Raw genomic sequence first — 15,820 nt, forward strand, 5'->3', positions numbered from 1 at the left:
CATTCGATCTCATCGTACTGATCGGGTACGACCCAAATCCCCTGTGGGAGCGAGCCTGCTCGCGATAGCGGTCAATCAGTCGCCGTAGATATCCGACTTGAAATACCTGGCCTGGATCTCCTGGTATTTCCCGCTGGCCCGAATCCCATCGATGGCCTTGTTCAAGTCCGCCACCAGTTGGGTATTACCTTTGCGCACCGCGATGCCGGCGCCTTCACCGACGTATTTCGGGTCCTTGAGTTCAGGACCGACAAACGCGTAGCCCTTGCCACGGGGCATCGACAGGAAGTCTTCCAGCGGGATGGTGTCGGCGAAAATCGCATCCAGACGACCTGACGCCAGGTCCATGTAGATTTCTTCGTTGTTGCTGTAGCGCTTGACCGTCACGCCCTTGGGCTCAAGCACTTCAGTGGCGTAGCGATCCGTGGTGGTGGCTCGTTGCACGCCCACGGACTTGCCCTTGAGGCTGGCGTACTGGTCATCGACCACCGCGCCTTCCTTCATGACCAGTCGCGATGAGGTGAAGTAATACTTGTGGGTGAAATCCACCGATTTCTTGCGTTCCTCAGTAATCGTCATGGAAGAAAGGGCCATGTCGATCTTCTTCACCTTCAGCGATGGAATCAGCCCATCGAACTCCCCCTCGACCCACTCGCACTTGACCTGCATCTGGGCGCACAAGGCATTGCCGATGTCGTAGTCGAAACCTTCGATTTTTCCTTCCGAGGTCTTGGATGCAAACGGTGGATAGGCTGCCTCGATACCGATCCTCAAGGTTTTCTCGGCGGCGAGCAGGCTGCTGGAGGCCAACAGGCCCAAGGCCAGGCCGGTGATGAGGGGGAGTTTTTTCATGGTGTTCTCTCGCGGGTTGTTGTTGGTTTGGCAGAGAAAGGTGAGGCGATGACTTACGTATACTTATAAATCCATACTGGACTTTAATGTACACATCGTCAATCGGCAGGCAGGGCAATGGGATGGGTGGCTGATGGCCTCATCGCGAGCAAGCTCGCCCCAACACGGGATCTTTATGCATCAAGGATCCCCTGTGGGAGCGAGCTTGCTCGCGATGACGGACTCATGGCCTGCGGAAAAACTACAGGGGGGACTTACCGCTTCCAGCGATCCGCCGCCGCATGATCACTGTCCCGCCCTTCGACCCAGCGCGGACCATCGATGGTGTTTTCCTTTTTCCAGAACGGAGCGCGGGTCTTGAGGTAGTCCATGACAAAGGCGCAAGCGTCGAATGCTGCCTGGCGATGGGCGCTGGCGGCCGCGACGAAGACAATCGGCTCGCCCGGCTCCAGGGCACCGATGCGGTGCAACACTTCGAGCTTCAACAACGGCCAGCGCTGCTCGGCTTCGGTGGCGATCTTGCCCAGGGCTTTTTCGGTCATCCCCGGGTAATGCTCAAGGAACATCCCGGACACATCGAGGCCGTCATTGAAATCACGCACGTAGCCGACGAAACTCACCACCGCCCCCACACCGACATTGGCGGCGTGCATCGCGTTGACTTCGGTACCCGGGTCGAACGGATCGACCTGCACACGAATCGCCATGGCTCAGCCCCCGGTCACGGTGGGAAAGAATGCAACTTCATCGCCGTCCGCCAGCGGCTCGTCGAGCTGGCACAGTTCTTCGTTGCGAGCGCACATCAGGTTTTGCTCGCTCAACACCTCGAACCCCTGGCGCGCCGCCAGGAAAACGCGAACATCGTCCAGCGTGCCGAACTCACCCTCGACCCGCTCCGAGTCCACGCCCAACGCCTCGCGATAACGCGCAAAGAACCTCACGGTAATCTTCATGGCGCATCCGCCTGGAAGTGGCCGCTCTTGCCGCCGAGTTTCTCCAGCACCCGCACACCTTCGATGGTCATGCCCCGGTCCACGGCCTTGCACATGTCGTAGATAGTCAGCGCGGCGACGCTGGCGGCGGTGAGGGCCTCCATTTCCACCCCGGTCTGCCCGGACAGCTTGCATCGGGCAACGATGCGTACCCGCTCCTGGCCTTCGGCGCTGAGTTCGACTTTCACGCTGGTGAGCATCAACGGATGGCAGAGCGGGATCAGATCGCTGGTCTTCTTGGCCGCCTGGATGGCGGCAATGCGCGCGACGGCGAACACATCGCCCTTGGGGTGGCCGCCACTGACGATCATCTGCAGTGTGTCGGGCAACATGCGCACAAAGGCTTCGGCCGTGGCCTCACGGAATGTCACGGCCTTGTCGGTCACGTCGACCATATTGGCGCGACCTTGGGAATCGAGATGAGTCAGCACAGGGTTACTCCTGATCAGGAGCCTCGATTGTAAACCCGTGAGTCAGATTCCGGCAGGGTTGATTGTCGCACCCACTTGCGTCTTGGATTCGGAAGTCACTGCGACCCCCCTTGTGGGAGCGCGCAAGCTCGCTCCCACAGTTTTTTTGTAAAACCATAAAAAACCGGGCGGCTTGAAGGCCGCCCGGTTGGGTTACAGGTGCGATTCGGCGTATTCGGCCAGGATCGAGCGCGGTACGCCCTGCAGGGTGATGTGGACCCCGTTGGGGAAGTCCTTGAAGCGTTCGGTCAGGTAGGTCAGCCCGGAGCTGGTCGCGGACAGGTAAGGGGTATCGATCTGTGCCAGGTTCCCCAGGCACACCACTTTCGAACCGGCGCCGGCACGGGTGATGATGGTCTTCATCTGGTGCGGGGTGAGGTTCTGGCATTCATCGATCAGGATCAGGCTCTGCTGGAAGCTGCGGCCTCGAATGTAGTTGAGGGATTTGAACTGCAGCGGCACTTTGCTGAGGATGTAGTCGACGCTGCCATGGGTGCTTTCGTCATCCATGTGCAAGGCTTCGAGGTTGTCGGTGATAGCCCCCAGCCAGGGCTCCATTTTTTCCGCCTCGGTGCCGGGCAGGAAGCCGATTTCCTGGTCCAGGCCTTGCACGCTGCGGGTGGCGATGATGCGCCGGTAGCGCTTGCTGACCATGGTCTGCTCGATGGCGGCGGCCAGGGCCAGGATGGTCTTGCCGGAGCCGGCGGCACCGGACAGGTTGACCAGGTGGATATCGGGGTCGAGCAAGGCGAACAGGGCCAGGCTCTGGTAGATGTCACGCGGCTTGAGCCCCCACGCTTCCTGATGCAGCAAAGGCTCCTGGTGCAGGTCCAGAATCAGCAGCTTGTCGTCCTCGATTTCCTTGATCCAGCCGACGAACCCCTGCTCATCGATGATGAACTCGTTGATGTGCACCGCCGGCAGGTTGTCGATCAATTGCACCTGGTGCCAGGTACGACCGTGGTCCTGGCGGGTATCGACCTTGCTCACGCGGTCCCAGAAGGAGCCGGCCATGGTGTGATAGCCGTTGGGCAACAGGGAGACGTCGTCCACCAGCTGGTCAGTGCTGTAGTCCTCTGCCGCGATCCCGCAGGCGCGGGCCTTGAGGCGCATGTTGATGTCTTTGGTCACCAGCACCACGGCCTGGTCCGTATTGCGGGCGTGCAGGTCGATCAACTGGTTGATGATGATGTTGTCGTTCAGGTGCTCGGGCAGTACGAGGTTGGGTTCGGTGCGCTTGCTCATCAGGATCGAGAGCAGGCCCTTGGGGCCGCTTTTGCCACGCTGGATCGGCACACCCAGCTCGACATCCTCGGGAGAAGCATCCCCCAGGGTCTTGTCGATCAGGCGAATCGCCTGCCGGCACTCGGCCGCCACGCTGTGATGGCCGCTCTTGAGCTTGTCCAGCTCTTCGAGCACGGTCATCGGAATGGCAACGTGGTGTTCTTCGAAGTTCAGAAGTGCGTTTGGATCGTGGATCAATACGTTGGTATCGAGTACATAAAGGATTGGCTTGTTGGAGGAAGGGCTACGTCCGTGGTCATCCATACTCGGTCACCTTTGTGGGGGCCATTCGACGCAATACCATGACGGTGCTGCGCCTCGAGGTAGCCACCGAATTCACCCGCGAGGGCTCAGGTGAACTGCACACAAACTGGGTCTTGGAAGACGCCACCTGTGTTGCAGGTTTCGGCGGTCTGACTTCTTGATACTCCAAAAACCATGACAGGAAAAAGCACTTTGACGCTTTTTTGAAGTTTATTTTTCAGAGTGACGAAAAGCCCTTGGCGTACCGTCGCTACCCCGTTAAAGTCGGAAGTCCGGTCGCCACGAATGCGCCCGAAGATTTTCCTTTTCCCCAATGTTTCCGGGCCCTTGCGGGTTCAGCGGAACGCCTCCTGACAATCTTCCCAGCCGATCCCGCTCTGCGCCGTTTGCGTCATGAGCCAGGGCAACGCCGTCTTCACCGCATCCTGCTTGGCATTGAAGTTGATCACCCCATGGCGCCAGAGCAGCATCAGGGTCAATGCGCGCTGGGCGCTTTGCTCGGGCTTGAGCCGGTTGCTGCTGTCCATGGGATCGATGTCCCAGAGCGCCACCTGCAGGCCCTGGTTGCGGAAGAAGGCCTGGGCATCGCCACGACGTTGTCCCTGGGGGGGACGGAACAGCGGCACGTAGTTCTCCGGCAGCCTGCCCTTGACCAGCTCGACACTGCGCCGCACCGAGTCCTGCCAGTCTTTCCAATAGCTGTGGGAGCGGAACTCCCAGCCCTGCACCCCCACGCATTGCCCCGAATACAGTGATTGCAGGTCGTTGACCGAACGATCCGCCAGGCGCGCCTGGATGTCCTTGCCCAACACGAAGAACGTGCCGTTCATGTTCGATTTGCGCAGGTAATCGGTCAGCCAGGGCGTGTTGTCCGGAACAACGTTGGCACCGCTGTCGAAGGTCAGCAGGAACAGCCGGTCGTGCATGCCCTCGCCATTGCGCTCGTAATCGCCGAAACGCTCGACCTCGCTGCTGGACTGGGGAAACAGCGCGGCCTTGCGCAACAGCTCGTCCCTGTATTGGGTATGGAAGATCCGGCTCGGTCCGGCCCACTTGATGTAGAAGGAATTGTCGTCGAGATGGAAGCGACCCGCCTCCTGGCGCAGGGAAGCCATGTCTTCCACCAGATAACAGAAGGAAGCATCCTGGTCACAGCTGCGCTGGGCGAAGTTGTAGCTGCTCAACAAGCGCTGCCACAGCCGTGCCCGGAGGTTATCGATCGCCACCATGTTGATCGAGCGCAGGCCCAGGTACTGCTTGAGGGCGATTTCGTCCATCGCATCGGTGTCGAGCAGGACCCTGGCGAACATCAGGATCTCGGCCCGGGAAGCCACATCGAACAACGTCGCACTGGTGAGTTGCTCCGGCCAGGTGCTGCGATCCAGGGTGGCGATATCGTTGGGCGCGGCCATGGCACCGAGGCTCAACAGCCAGGCCGACAAAAGAAGAGCAATGCGCAAAAGGGATGTCTCCATAACGAAACCCGCGCGGCATCATAGCCGATCCTGTGGCGAGGCCATGCGCATGAATCCCTACCGCTATCCCCCACCACCGATCACCTATTGCCTCGATAGCTGGAGTCCACCCGGACAACCCCCTAGAATCGCGGCAACTTTGAAGGAGACGATTGCATGCTGATGGTGATTTCCCCCGCCAAGACCCTCGATTATGAAACACCGCCGGCCACCGCTCGCTTTACCCAGCCGCAATACCTGGACCACTCCCAGGAGCTGATCGAGCAATTGCGCGAACTCTCGCCGGCCCAGATCAGCGAACTGATGCATGTCTCCGACAAGATCGGCGGCCTGAATGCCGCGCGGTTCGGCAGCTGGACACCGGCATTCACCCCGGACAATGCCAGGCAGGCGCTGCTGGCCTTCAAGGGCGACGTGTACACCGGCCTCGACGCGCAGAGCTTCAGCGAAGCCGATTTCGATCACGCCCAACGACACCTGCGCATGCTGTCCGGCCTGTATGGCCTGTTGCGGCCGCTGGACCTGATGCAGCCCTATCGTCTGGAAATGGGCACCAAACTGGCCAATGCCCGAGGCAAGGACCTGTATGCCTTCTGGGGTACCCGCATCAGCGAATGGCTGAACGAAGCGTTGGCCGACCAGGGCGACGATGTGTTGTTGAACCTGGCGTCCAACGAATACTTTTCGGCGGTCAAGCGCAGCGCCTTGAAAGCGCGCGTCATCGATACCGAGTTCAAGGACCTGAAGAACGGCCAGTACAAGATCATCAGCTTCTACGCCAAGAAAGCCCGAGGCCTGATGAGCCGCTTCGTCATTCAGGAACGCATCAACGACCCGCACTTGCTCAAGCAGTTCGATGTGCAGGGTTATCGCTTCAGTGCGCAACAGTCTTCATCGCAAAAACTGGTCTTCCTGCGCGATCACGCACCGCAATGACGCGTTCCCCTTCGAGCCCCCTAATCGGGGGCCTCGATCAACCGCCTGCATGTCATCTCACTCCCCCGCCCACTTCGTCACTTTCTTGGCGTCAATATAAAAGACAACTCCCGCGCTAACTTTTCTTTCACTCGACAGATGTCAGTTTTTTCCGTAGTGGCACGGAAAATTTTCAACGATAGTGGCACAAAACTATCTAAGCCTTTTAACTCCCCGTAACTAAAGGCCAAAACCGCAAGTGCCATCACTGTGAGAGCAGTGCCATCTAGGCAGATATTTCGAAAAATTTCTGAAATCGCGATGAGCGGATCGGAACTATGTCCAAATGCACGGCTCATACCACCCGTAACGATTCTCGGCACTCGTGTACGAGATAACTTACGCAGGACGTCGGCCAGAGTAACCAAGTTGTCACGACAACTAAGCGAAACGGTCGTCTATTGGGATCCAATATGAAAGGACAGGAGATAACGCACCATCACTATCCCCTACAAAGGCCAAGGCTGCGCCCCTATAACGTGTTCACCCGAGCACACAACCTTCTGATTTTGTGGGCTTTTCGCCAGGAATCAGAAGTGTAAGACCTTTGCACGGACGTCCCCGACAACGAGGACCGGCTGCATAACAGGGCAGGTCATAACAACTAGGCCGCTTTGCGCACAACTTGAGTGCAATTATTTAGACACTCGGAACTTAGTATGCCTGCACACGGCATTGTGGCGCCTGCATTCCACACTTCCGAGTGCACTATGACCGCTGAACACTATTAACTCCGGCCATTTAATGGCGTGAAAACAGAGGTAAATGCGATGCGCATTAGCATATTTGGTTTGGGTTACGTCGGTGCAGTATGTGCCGGTTGCCTGTCTGCACGGGGCCATGATGTGGTTGGCGTTGATGTCGCCAAGGACAAGATCGATATGATCAACGCCGGCAAGTCGCCGATCGTTGAACCGGGTCTTGGAGAGTTGCTGGCACAAGGTATTCAAACGGGCCGTTTGCGCGGTACTACCAACTTCGCCGAAGCCATTCGCGATACCGATCTGTCGATGATCTGCGTCGGTACACCGAGCAAGAAAAACGGCGACCTGGAACTGAACTACATCGAAGCCGTGTGCCGCGAAATCGGTTTTGTCCTGCGCGACAAGACGACCCGCCACACCATCGTGGTTCGCAGTACCGTTCTGCCAGGCACCGTAGCGAACGTAGTGATCCCGATCCTCGAAGACTGCTCCGGCAAAAAGGCTGGCGTCGATTTCGGCGTCGCGGTCAACCCTGAGTTCCTGCGTGAAAGCACCGCCATCAAGGACTACGACCAGCCACCGATGACTGTCATCGGCGAGTTCGACAAGGCCTCCGGCGACGTTCTGCAATCGCTGTACGAAGAGCTCGATGCGCCGATCATCCGCAAGGACATCGCCGTCGCCGAGATGATCAAGTACACCTGCAACGTCTGGCACGCCACCAAGGTGACCTTCGCCAACGAAATCGGCAACATCGCCAAGGCCGTAGGCGTCGATGGCCGTGAAGTGATGGACGTGGTCTGCCAGGACAAGGCCCTGAACCTGTCCCAGTACTACATGCGCCCTGGCTTCGCCTTCGGCGGATCGTGCCTGCCCAAGGACGTTCGCGCCCTGACCTATCGCGCCAGCAGCCTGGACGTGGAAGCGCCGCTGCTCAACTCGCTGATGCGCAGCAACGAATCCCAGGTGCAGAACGCCTTCGACATCGTCTCCGCCCACGACAAACGCAAGGTCGCCCTGCTGGGCCTGAGCTTCAAGGCCGGTACCGACGACCTGCGCGAAAGCCCGTTGGTGGAACTGGCGGAAATGCTGATCGGCAAGGGCTACGACCTGCGCATCTACGACAGCAACGTCGAATACGCCCGCGTCCACGGTGCGAACAAGGATTACATCGAGTCGAAGATCCCTCACGTCTCGTCCTTGCTCAACTCCGATTTCGACTCGGTGATCGACAACTCCGACATCATCATCCTCGGCAACCGCGACGAGAAATTCCGCTCGCTGACCGAGAACGTACCGGAAGGCAAGCAGGTCATCGACCTGGTTGGTTTCATGTCCAAGGCCACATCACCGAATGGCCGGACAGAAGGCATCTGCTGGTAAGTCTGTTTGCCGGCCGGGGCTCGCCCTGGCCGGCCTTTCGCCTGCCTTAACCCATCGGGCCGCCCACAAGGCCCGCCCGAGATAGAGACGGATGCAGATTATGCACAGGCTAAAGCACGGCCTGCTTCAGGCCGCCGGTTGGCTGTTTTACTTGAGTTTATTGATGGGCATCGCCACGGCGCTGCCCACGTCTACGTTCGACTCCGAATCCAAGGACTTCATTTTCCTGATCGGCGCCGTGGGCATCTGGCGTTATTCCATGGGCGCGACGCATTTCGTACGCGGCATGATCTTTCTGTACATCGTCTACCCACACCTGCGCCGCAAGGTACGCAAGCTGGGCAAGGCCGCCGACCCGTCGCATGTGTTCCTGATGGTCACCAGCTTCCGGATCGACGCGCTGACCACGGCCCAGGTGTACGGCTCGGTGATTCGCGAAGCCATCGAGTGCGGGCTGCCCACCACGGTGGTCTGCTCCATCGTGGAAATGTCCGACGAGTTGCTGGTCAAGAGCCTCTGGGCCCGCATGAACCCGCCGGAGCGGGTCAAGCTGGACTTCGTGCGCATCCCCGGCACCGGCAAGCGTGACGGCCTGGCCTACGGTTTCCGCGCCATCTCCCGCCACTTGCCGGACGACCGTGCCGTGGTTGCGGTGATCGATGGCGACACCGTGCTTGGCGAGGGCGTCGTGCGCAAGACCGTGCCGTGGTTCCAGCTGTTCGGCAACGTCGGCGGCCTGACTACCAACGAGTTCTGCGAAGTGCGCGGCGGCTACATCATGAGCGAATGGCACAAGCTGCGTTTCGCCCAGCGCCACATCAACATGTGCTCCATGGCCCTGTCCAAGCGTGTGTTGACCATGACCGGCCGCATGTCGGTGTTCCGCGCCACCGTGGTCACCAACCCGGACTTCATCGCCGACGTGGAAAGCGACTCGCTGCAACACTGGCGCCTGGGTCGCTTCAAGTTCCTGACCGGGGACGACAAGTCGAGCTGGTTCAGCCTGATGCGCCTGGGCTACGACACCTTCTACGTGCCGGACGCGGCGATCAACACCGTGGAGCACCCGCCGGAAAAGAGCTTCATCAAGGCCAGTCGCAAGCTGATGTTCCGCTGGTACGGCAACAACCTTCGGCAGAACTCCCGGGCACTGGGCCTGGGCATGCGGCGCCTGGGCCTGTTCACCTCCGTGGTGCTGCTCGACCAGCGTGTGTCGATGTGGACGTCGCTGCTGGGCCTGACCGTGGCACTGATCGCCAGCTTCAAGTACGGCACCGCCTTCATCCTGGTGTATCTGCTGTGGATCGGCATCACGCGGCTGCTGCTGACCCTGTTGCTGTCGTGCTCCGGACACCGGATCGGCCCGGCCTACCCGATGATTCTCTATTACAACCAGATCGTCGGCGCGCTGGTGAAGATCTACGTGTTCTTCCGCCTCGACCAACAGTCCTGGACACGCCAGCCCACCTCACTGACCCGTGATCTCGCCAGCTTTCAACGTTGGTTCAACACCTGGTCGTCTCGGACCATGACCTTCTCCGCCGGCAGCATCTTTGTCGCCGTGCTGCTGACGATGGTCTGACCGAACTCGCCTGAATTAACTAGGAAATCGCCTCTATGAACACCGCCGTGAATGTCAACGTAGTGCATGAATCCGAAGCCCAGCGCCAACACGCCCGGGTCAAAATCCCGGCCAAGCTGCGCTTCTTCGGTCCCGACCGTACGCCGATGGAAGTCAAGGTCCTGGACCTGTCCGCCGGCGGCCTGTGCTTCAACGCCGGTCAGATGCCGCTCAAGGTCGGCGAGTCGTACAAGGCTCGCCTGCAGTTCGTGATCGACAACCTCGGCCTGGCGATGGACGTGGAGCTGCAGATCCGCTCCCACGACCGCCAGACCGGCCGCACCGGTTGCCAGTTCCAGAACCTGGAACCGCGGGACATCTCGACACTGCGTCACATCATCACTTCGCACCTGGCAGGCGACATCGTCAGCGTGGGCGACGTACTGGCGACGCTGCAGCGCGACAACTTCACCAAGGCACGCAAGCAGAAGGACGAAACCGGCGGCATGAGCGCCCTGGGTCGCCTGCGGGCCGTGACCTTCAGCCTGGGCATCTTCGTTGTCGGCCTGGCGGCGTTCGGTTTCATCTTCAAGTCGGTGTACGGCATGTATTTCGTCAGCCATGCCCAGGCAGGCCTGGTGAACGTACCGGGCATGGCCATCACCATGCCGCGCGACGGCACCGTGCAGAGCCTGGTCAAGGCCGACGGCGTGGCGGCCAAGGGCGCCCCACTGGCGACGTTCAGCACCAGCATGCTCGACGTCCTCAAGGGCCACCTGGACGACAACCAATTGCAACCGGCCAAGGTCGAGGAACTGTTCGGCAAGCAGATGACCGGTACCCTCACCTCCCCTTGCGACTGCATCGTATCCCAGCAACTGGTTGCCGACGGCCAGTACGCAAGCAAGGGCGACGTCATCTTCCAACTGGTCCCGCGCGGCACCGAGGCCAATGTCGAAGCTCGCTTCTCCTATCGCCAGTTCGGCGACGTACGCCCAGGCACCGCGGTCAACTTCCAGGTTGCCGGCGAAGACGTCACCCGCACCGGCAAGATCGTCAGCAGCACCAGCCTGAAGAGCGCGGACCTGTCTTCGGATATCCGCGTGATGATCAAGCCTGACGAGCCGCTGGACAGCTCCCTGGCCGGTCGTCCGGTAGAAGTCCACAGCGACCGTGGCCCAAGCCTGAACTGGCTGATCGACAAAGCCATGGCCGTCGGTCTTTAAGTCGAGGATATGCCCGTGACCATTATAGAAATCCTGAATACCCCACAGAGTCTGTGGGAGCGACGGTTCGGCAATCCGACTCGCTCGCGAAAGGATCAATGCGGTCAGGATGATACGCCGCAAGCTCGTTCCCAAGTGGGGACACTGTGTGCCTTGGCACTGGCCGTGAGCCTGGCCGGTTGCGCGGGCCTGCCCGACCAGCGCCTGGCCAACGAAGCCCTCAAGCGCGGCGACACGGCGTTGGCGCAGCAGAACTATCAGCAACTGGCAGACCTGGGCTACAGCGAAGCCCAGGTGGGCCTGGCCGATATCCAGGTGGACAGCCGCGACCCCGAGCAGATGAAAAAGGCCGAGGCGACCTACCGCGCTGCCGCCGATATCTCGCCACGGGCCCAGGCTCGCCTGGGTCGCCTGCTGGTGGCCAAGCCCGGTTCCACCGAGGCTGAAAAGCACGAGGCCGAGGGCCTGTTGAAGAAAGCCTTCGCCAACGGTGAGGGCAACACCCTGATCCCGCTGGCGATGCTGTACCTGCAATACCCCCACAGCTTCCCGAACGTCAACGCCCAGCAGCAGATCGACCAGTGGCGCAACGCCGGTTATCCGGAGGCAGGCCTGGCGCAGATTCTGCTCTATCGCACCCAGGGCACCTACGACCAGCACCTGGCTGAAGTGGAGAAGGTGTGCAAGGCCGCGTTGGCGACCACCGACATCTGCTACGTCGAACTGGCCACGGTCTACCAGAAACGCGGCCAGCCGGAACAGCAGGCCGAGTTGCTCAAGCAGATGCAGGCCGGCCACAGTCGTGGCGTGGTTTCTGCCCAGCGCGTGGACAGCGTCGCGCGCGTGCTGGCCGATCCCAGCCTCGGCAAGACCGACGAGAAGACAGCCCAGTCGCTGCTCGAAGGCATCGCCCCCGGCTACCCCGCCGCCTGGGTCAGCCTGGCGCAGTTGCTCTACGATTTCCCCGAGCTGGGCGACGTCGACAAGATGATGCAGTACCTGGAAAACGGCCGTGCCGCCGACCAGCCTCGGGCCGAGTTGCTGTTGGGCAAACTCTACTACGAAGGCAAGTGGGTACCGGCCGACGCCAAGGTCGCCGAGGCACATTTCCAGAAAGCCGTCGGCCGCGAAGTGGCCGCCGATTACTACCTCGGCCAGATCTATCGCCGTGGTTACCTGGGCCAGGTCTACTCGCAAAAAGCCCTGGACCACTTGCTCAAGGCTGCCCGTAACGGCCAGAACAGCGCTGACTATGCCATTGCCCAGCTGTTCTCCCAGGGCAAGGGCACCAAGCCCAACCCGGTCAACGCCTATGTGTTCAGCCAGTTGGCCAAGGCCCAGAACACCCCGCAAGCCACCGAGCTTGCCCAGACCCTCGAAGCCCAATTACCGCCGCAACAGCTTGCCCAAGCGCAACGCCTGCTACAACAAGAGCAGGCCATTCGTGGTGCCATGAGCCCCGATACGCTGGAACTGCAAGCCCTAAAAGAAGATAACGGCGAGGAACCTCTATGAAGCCTTTGAAGCTCAATCCTTTTGTGCAGGCCGGAATTGGCCTGACCTGCGCCCTGCTGTGGTCCTGCCCGACCCTGGCGGCCCTGACCGACACCAAGAACTTCGGCCTGGAAGTGAAGATCACCGGCCAGTCCGAAGACGACCGTGACCTCGGCACCCAGAGCGGTGGCGACGTCAACGGTGTCGGCCTGGACCTGCGTCCCTGGGTCTACGGCGAAAGCGAAAGCGGTGCCTGGAGCGCCTACGCCATGGCCCAGGCCGTGACGTCTTCCGACATCATCGAGACTGACACCTTGCAACAGTCCGATGGCAGCACCCAGGAAACCGACAGCGGCGATCGCGAAGCCAAGAAGAGCTACCTGGCCATGCGCGAATTCTGGATTGGCTATCGCGGCCTGACCCCGTACCCGGGCGAGCAGTTGAAGTTCGGCCGCCAGCGCCTGCGCAACGATGACGGCCAGTGGCGCGACACCAACATCGAGGCCTTGAACTGGACCTTCGACACCACCTTGTTGCGGGCCAACCTCGGCGTGGCCGAACGTTTCAGCGAATACCGCACCGACCTCAAGGAGCTGTCGCCCAAGGACAAGGATCGCCTGCACGTCTACGGCGACGTGGGCTACCAGTGGATGCCAGGCCAGTGGGCCGGTATCCGCGCCCATCACACCCATGACAACGGCAGCCTCGACTACCCGACCCCGGGCGAACCCACCGATGTCCTGGACAAGACCGAGAACGGTGACCTGTCCTGGCTCGGCCTGGAAGCCAACAGCGATGCCTATAACTGGCGCAACACCAATACCGTCAACTATTGGGCGAGCATCACCGGCATGACCGGCGACCGCGACACCGTCAACCCGCTCAACGCCGACGGCACCCGTCCGGCGCAAGCCAAGCGCAGCGACGACGTGGATGGCTGGGCCACCGACCTGGGTATTCGCCTGCGCCTGGATCCGCAATGGCAAGTCGGTGCCGCCTATGCCCGCGCCAGCGAGGACTATGAACAGAATGGCCTGCAGAGCAACCGCTCGAACTTCACCGGCACTCGTTCGCGGGTCCATCGTTTCGGCGAGGCGTTCCGTGGCGAGATGAGCAACACCCAGAGCGCCTCGCTGTTCGGCTCCTGGCAGCTGCGCGACGAATACGACGCCAGCCTGGTGTACCACAAGTTCTGGCGCGTGGACGGCAACAAGCCGGTGGGCAGCAACGGCATCAACGCCGTACAGAACAACACCGACGACGTGACCGGCGCCATCCTGTCCACCTCCACCCTGCCGCTGCGTGACGGCGACAAGGACCTGGGCCAGGAAGTCGATCTGGTGGTCACCAAGTACTTCAAGCAAGGGCTGCTGCCGGCCGCGCTGAGCCAGTCCATCGATGAGCCGTCGGCGCTGGTGCGCTTTCGTGGCGGCGTGTTCAAGCCAGGCGACGCCTACGGCAAAGAGGTCGATTCGTACATGCATCGCGCCTTTGTCGACGTGATCTGGCGCTTCTGATGCGAACGGCCATGGGAGTGCCCGATATGAACCGCTACCAAAGGAACAGCCAGGCGATGAAAGGTTCGATCAGCCTGTTGGTCGCAGCCATGCTGCTGGCCGGCTCGCCGGCGTTCGCCAACGTTGAACCGGTGGTCAAGCCGGGCAACGTGGCCAAGGAACTGCAAGCGGCCAAGACCTACACCGTCAGCAGTGCGCCGACCGCCCCGCTGGAACTGGCCAAGCCGACCTTGCCCGACCTCAAGGGCTTCACCGCCGAAGCGGCCGTGGCCAAGATCGTGCGCAGCAAGCCCGGCAAGGTCAGCGTGCGCCGGATGATGCAGGAAAACGCCCTGAAGGACTTCATCGGCGGTGACAACAAGATGGCCGAGTGGGTCGTGCGCCAGCACGGTATTCCCCAGGCCATCTTCATCGACGATGGCTACATGAACCTCAAGGACGTGGCCAGGAAGGCGCCCAAATACATCATCGAGACCTCGCCAGGCGTCTTCCTGGCGAGGATCCCGATCGTGGTCGGCCAGAAAGGCATCCTGGAAATCGACAAGCAGACCCAGGAGCTGCGCCTGTCCCAGGAAGGCGGCTCGTTCCTGGTGAACGATGGCCAGATGTTCATCCACGACACCAAGGTCACCGGCTGGCGCGAAAAGGAAAACGGCCCCGCCACTTTCCGTTCGGCCAACGAATTCCGTCCGTTCCTGCTGGCCTGGGGCGGTACCGAGACCTACATCGTCAACTCGAAGATGGCCAGCTTCGGCTACGCCAACAGTAAGTCGTACGGGGTGAGTATCTCCCAGTACACGCCGAACATGGCCAAGGTCCTCAAGCGCCCGGAACCGACCGGCTGGATCATCGGTTCCGAGTTCTCGGACATGTGGTACGGCTTCTACTGCTACGAGACCCGCGACTTCGTCATCAAGGGCAACACCTACAAGGACAACATCGTCTACGGTATCGACCCCCACGACCGGTCCCATCGGTTGATCATTGCCGACAACACCGTCTACGGGACGAAGAAGAAGCACGGGATCATCATTTCCCGTGAGGTCAACGACAGCTTCATCTTCAACAACCGCAGCTACGACAACAAACTCTCGGGCCTGGTGATCGACCGTAACAGCGTCAACAACATCATCGCCTACAACGAGATCTACAAGAACCACACCGACGGCATCACGCTTTATGAGAGTGGTGACAACCTGTTGTGGGACAACAAAGTGATCAGCAACCAGCGCCACGGCATCCGCATTCGTAACAGCGTGAACATTCGTCTCTACGAAAACGTGTCCATGGCCAACGGCCTGACCGGTATCTACGGTCACATCAAGGACCTGTCCGATACCGACCGTGACATCAAGCTCGACCCGTTCGACGCCCAGGTTTCCCTGATCGTGGTCGGCGGCGAACTGGCCGCCAATGGCAGTGGCCCGCTGTCCATCGACTCGCCGCTGAGCGTCGAGCTGTACCGCGTGTCCATGCTCGCGCCGACCAAATCCAGCGGCATCAGCTTCACGGGAATCCTGGGCGAGCGCCAGGACGAAATTCTCGACCTGCTGGTGCGCCAGCAGAAAGCCGTGCTGATCGACCCCGTCGAACGCCAGACCGAAATGCGGGATTGAGGATGAC

The 15,820-nt window shown here is 60.5% G+C and carries 14 protein-coding genes; 7 read left to right on the top strand and 7 right to left on the bottom strand.

Translation table 11 applies throughout. The features are described 5' to 3' along the window. Positions 1-75: 75 nt before the first annotated feature. From BLP99_RS19210 to BLP99_RS19235, 6 genes are all read right to left on the bottom strand, one after another. Positions 76-852 (bottom strand): ABC transporter substrate-binding protein, encoded by a 777-nt coding sequence (locus BLP99_RS19210; RefSeq protein ID WP_072431575.1) that lies wholly within the window; start codon positions 850-852, stop codon positions 76-78. 254 nt (positions 853-1,106) lie between these two features. Continuing rightward, positions 1,107-1,559, bottom strand: coding sequence for a molybdopterin synthase catalytic subunit MoaE (gene moaE / locus BLP99_RS19215; protein ID WP_072397087.1), 453 nt, complete (start codon positions 1,557-1,559; stop codon positions 1,107-1,109). A gap of 3 nt (positions 1,560-1,562) precedes the next feature. Further along, positions 1,563-1,805 carry a MoaD/ThiS family protein gene (locus BLP99_RS19220; protein ID WP_072397085.1) on the bottom strand — a complete coding sequence of 81 codons (243 nt, stop codon included), beginning with the start codon at positions 1,803-1,805 and terminating at the stop codon, positions 1,563-1,565. Next, a complete protein-coding gene (gene moaC / locus BLP99_RS19225; protein ID WP_072397083.1) occupies positions 1,802-2,275 on the bottom strand; it encodes a cyclic pyranopterin monophosphate synthase MoaC in 474 nt (157 codons plus the stop codon). Before moaC ends, BLP99_RS19220 begins: the two co-directional genes overlap by 4 nt. A gap of 192 nt (positions 2,276-2,467) precedes the next feature. Beyond that, entirely contained in the window at positions 2,468-3,862 is a 1,395-nt protein-coding gene (locus tag BLP99_RS19230) for a PhoH family protein (protein ID WP_072397081.1), read from the bottom strand. A 335-nt stretch (positions 3,863-4,197) separates the two neighbouring features. Beyond that, positions 4,198-5,322, bottom strand: a complete 1,125-nt coding sequence (locus BLP99_RS19235; protein ID WP_072397213.1) for a polysaccharide deacetylase family protein — start codon at positions 5,320-5,322, stop codon at positions 4,198-4,200. Between the two features lie 171 nt (positions 5,323-5,493). Between BLP99_RS19235 and yaaA the strand changes: the two genes are divergently transcribed. After that, on the top strand, positions 5,494-6,273 hold the full coding sequence (yaaA, locus tag BLP99_RS19240) for a peroxide stress protein YaaA (protein ID WP_072397079.1): 780 nt from the start codon (positions 5,494-5,496) through the stop codon (positions 6,271-6,273). Positions 6,274-6,350: 77 nt separating this feature from the next. Here the strand turns inward: yaaA and BLP99_RS26265 are convergent, their stop codons facing one another. After that, positions 6,351-6,611 (bottom strand): hypothetical protein, encoded by a 261-nt coding sequence (locus tag BLP99_RS26265; protein ID WP_143007964.1) that lies wholly within the window; start codon positions 6,609-6,611, stop codon positions 6,351-6,353. Positions 6,612-7,082: 471 nt separating this feature from the next. Here BLP99_RS26265 and BLP99_RS19245 point away from each other — a divergent pair, with 471 nt between their 5' ends. The 6 genes from BLP99_RS19245 (at position 7,083) to algG (ending at position 15,813) form a co-directional block, all read left to right on the top strand. Continuing rightward, positions 7,083-8,399, top strand: coding sequence for a nucleotide sugar dehydrogenase (locus tag BLP99_RS19245; protein ID WP_072397077.1), 1,317 nt, complete (start codon positions 7,083-7,085; stop codon positions 8,397-8,399). Positions 8,400-8,499: 100 nt separating this feature from the next. Then, the gene (gene alg8 / locus BLP99_RS19250; RefSeq protein ID WP_371128610.1) at positions 8,500-9,981 is read left to right on the top strand and encodes a mannuronan synthase; all 1,482 of its coding nucleotides are present in this window, start codon (positions 8,500-8,502) and stop codon (positions 9,979-9,981) included. A 35-nt stretch (positions 9,982-10,016) separates the two neighbouring features. After that, positions 10,017-11,186 (top strand): alginate biosynthesis protein Alg44, encoded by a 1,170-nt coding sequence (locus BLP99_RS19255; RefSeq protein ID WP_072397072.1) that lies wholly within the window; start codon positions 10,017-10,019, stop codon positions 11,184-11,186. A 9-nt stretch (positions 11,187-11,195) separates the two neighbouring features. Beyond that, complete coding sequence (gene algK, locus BLP99_RS19260) at positions 11,196-12,701, top strand: alginate biosynthesis TPR repeat lipoprotein AlgK (protein ID WP_072397070.1); 1,506 nt, start codon at positions 11,196-11,198, stop codon at positions 12,699-12,701. A 5-nt stretch (positions 12,702-12,706) separates the two neighbouring features. Continuing rightward, positions 12,707-14,197 (top strand): alginate export family protein, encoded by a 1,491-nt coding sequence (locus tag BLP99_RS19265; RefSeq protein ID WP_072397211.1) that lies wholly within the window; start codon positions 12,707-12,709, stop codon positions 14,195-14,197. 26 nt (positions 14,198-14,223) lie between these two features. Further along, positions 14,224-15,813 carry a mannuronan 5-epimerase AlgG gene (algG, locus tag BLP99_RS19270; RefSeq protein WP_072397068.1) on the top strand — a complete coding sequence of 530 codons (1,590 nt, stop codon included), beginning with the start codon at positions 14,224-14,226 and terminating at the stop codon, positions 15,811-15,813. Positions 15,814-15,820: the final 7 nt, after the last annotated feature.

This window comes from Pseudomonas sp. NFACC32-1, assembly GCF_900101215.1.
GTDB lineage: Bacteria > Pseudomonadota > Gammaproteobacteria > Pseudomonadales > Pseudomonadaceae > Aquipseudomonas.

Coding starts and splice junctions, on each gene's coding strand:
- yaaA (WP_072397079.1), top strand. CDS start 5,494: ATGCTGATGGTGATTTCCCCCGCCAAGACCCTCGATTATGAAACACCG.
- moaE (WP_072397087.1), bottom strand. CDS start 1,559: ATGGCGATTCGTGTGCAGGTCGATCCGTTCGACCCGGGTACCGAAGTC.
- BLP99_RS19230 (WP_072397081.1), bottom strand. CDS start 3,862: ATGGATGACCACGGACGTAGCCCTTCCTCCAACAAGCCAATCCTTTAT.
- algG (WP_072397068.1), top strand. CDS start 14,224: ATGAACCGCTACCAAAGGAACAGCCAGGCGATGAAAGGTTCGATCAGC.
- BLP99_RS26265 (WP_143007964.1), bottom strand. CDS start 6,611: ATGAGCCGTGCATTTGGACATAGTTCCGATCCGCTCATCGCGATTTCA.
- BLP99_RS19245 (WP_072397077.1), top strand. CDS start 7,083: ATGCGCATTAGCATATTTGGTTTGGGTTACGTCGGTGCAGTATGTGCC.
- BLP99_RS19255 (WP_072397072.1), top strand. CDS start 10,017: ATGAACACCGCCGTGAATGTCAACGTAGTGCATGAATCCGAAGCCCAG.
- alg8 (WP_371128610.1), top strand. CDS start 8,500: ATGCACAGGCTAAAGCACGGCCTGCTTCAGGCCGCCGGTTGGCTGTTT.
- BLP99_RS19210 (WP_072431575.1), bottom strand. CDS start 852: ATGAAAAAACTCCCCCTCATCACCGGCCTGGCCTTGGGCCTGTTGGCC.
- BLP99_RS19220 (WP_072397085.1), bottom strand. CDS start 1,805: ATGAAGATTACCGTGAGGTTCTTTGCGCGTTATCGCGAGGCGTTGGGC.
- algK (WP_072397070.1), top strand. CDS start 11,196: ATGCCCGTGACCATTATAGAAATCCTGAATACCCCACAGAGTCTGTGG.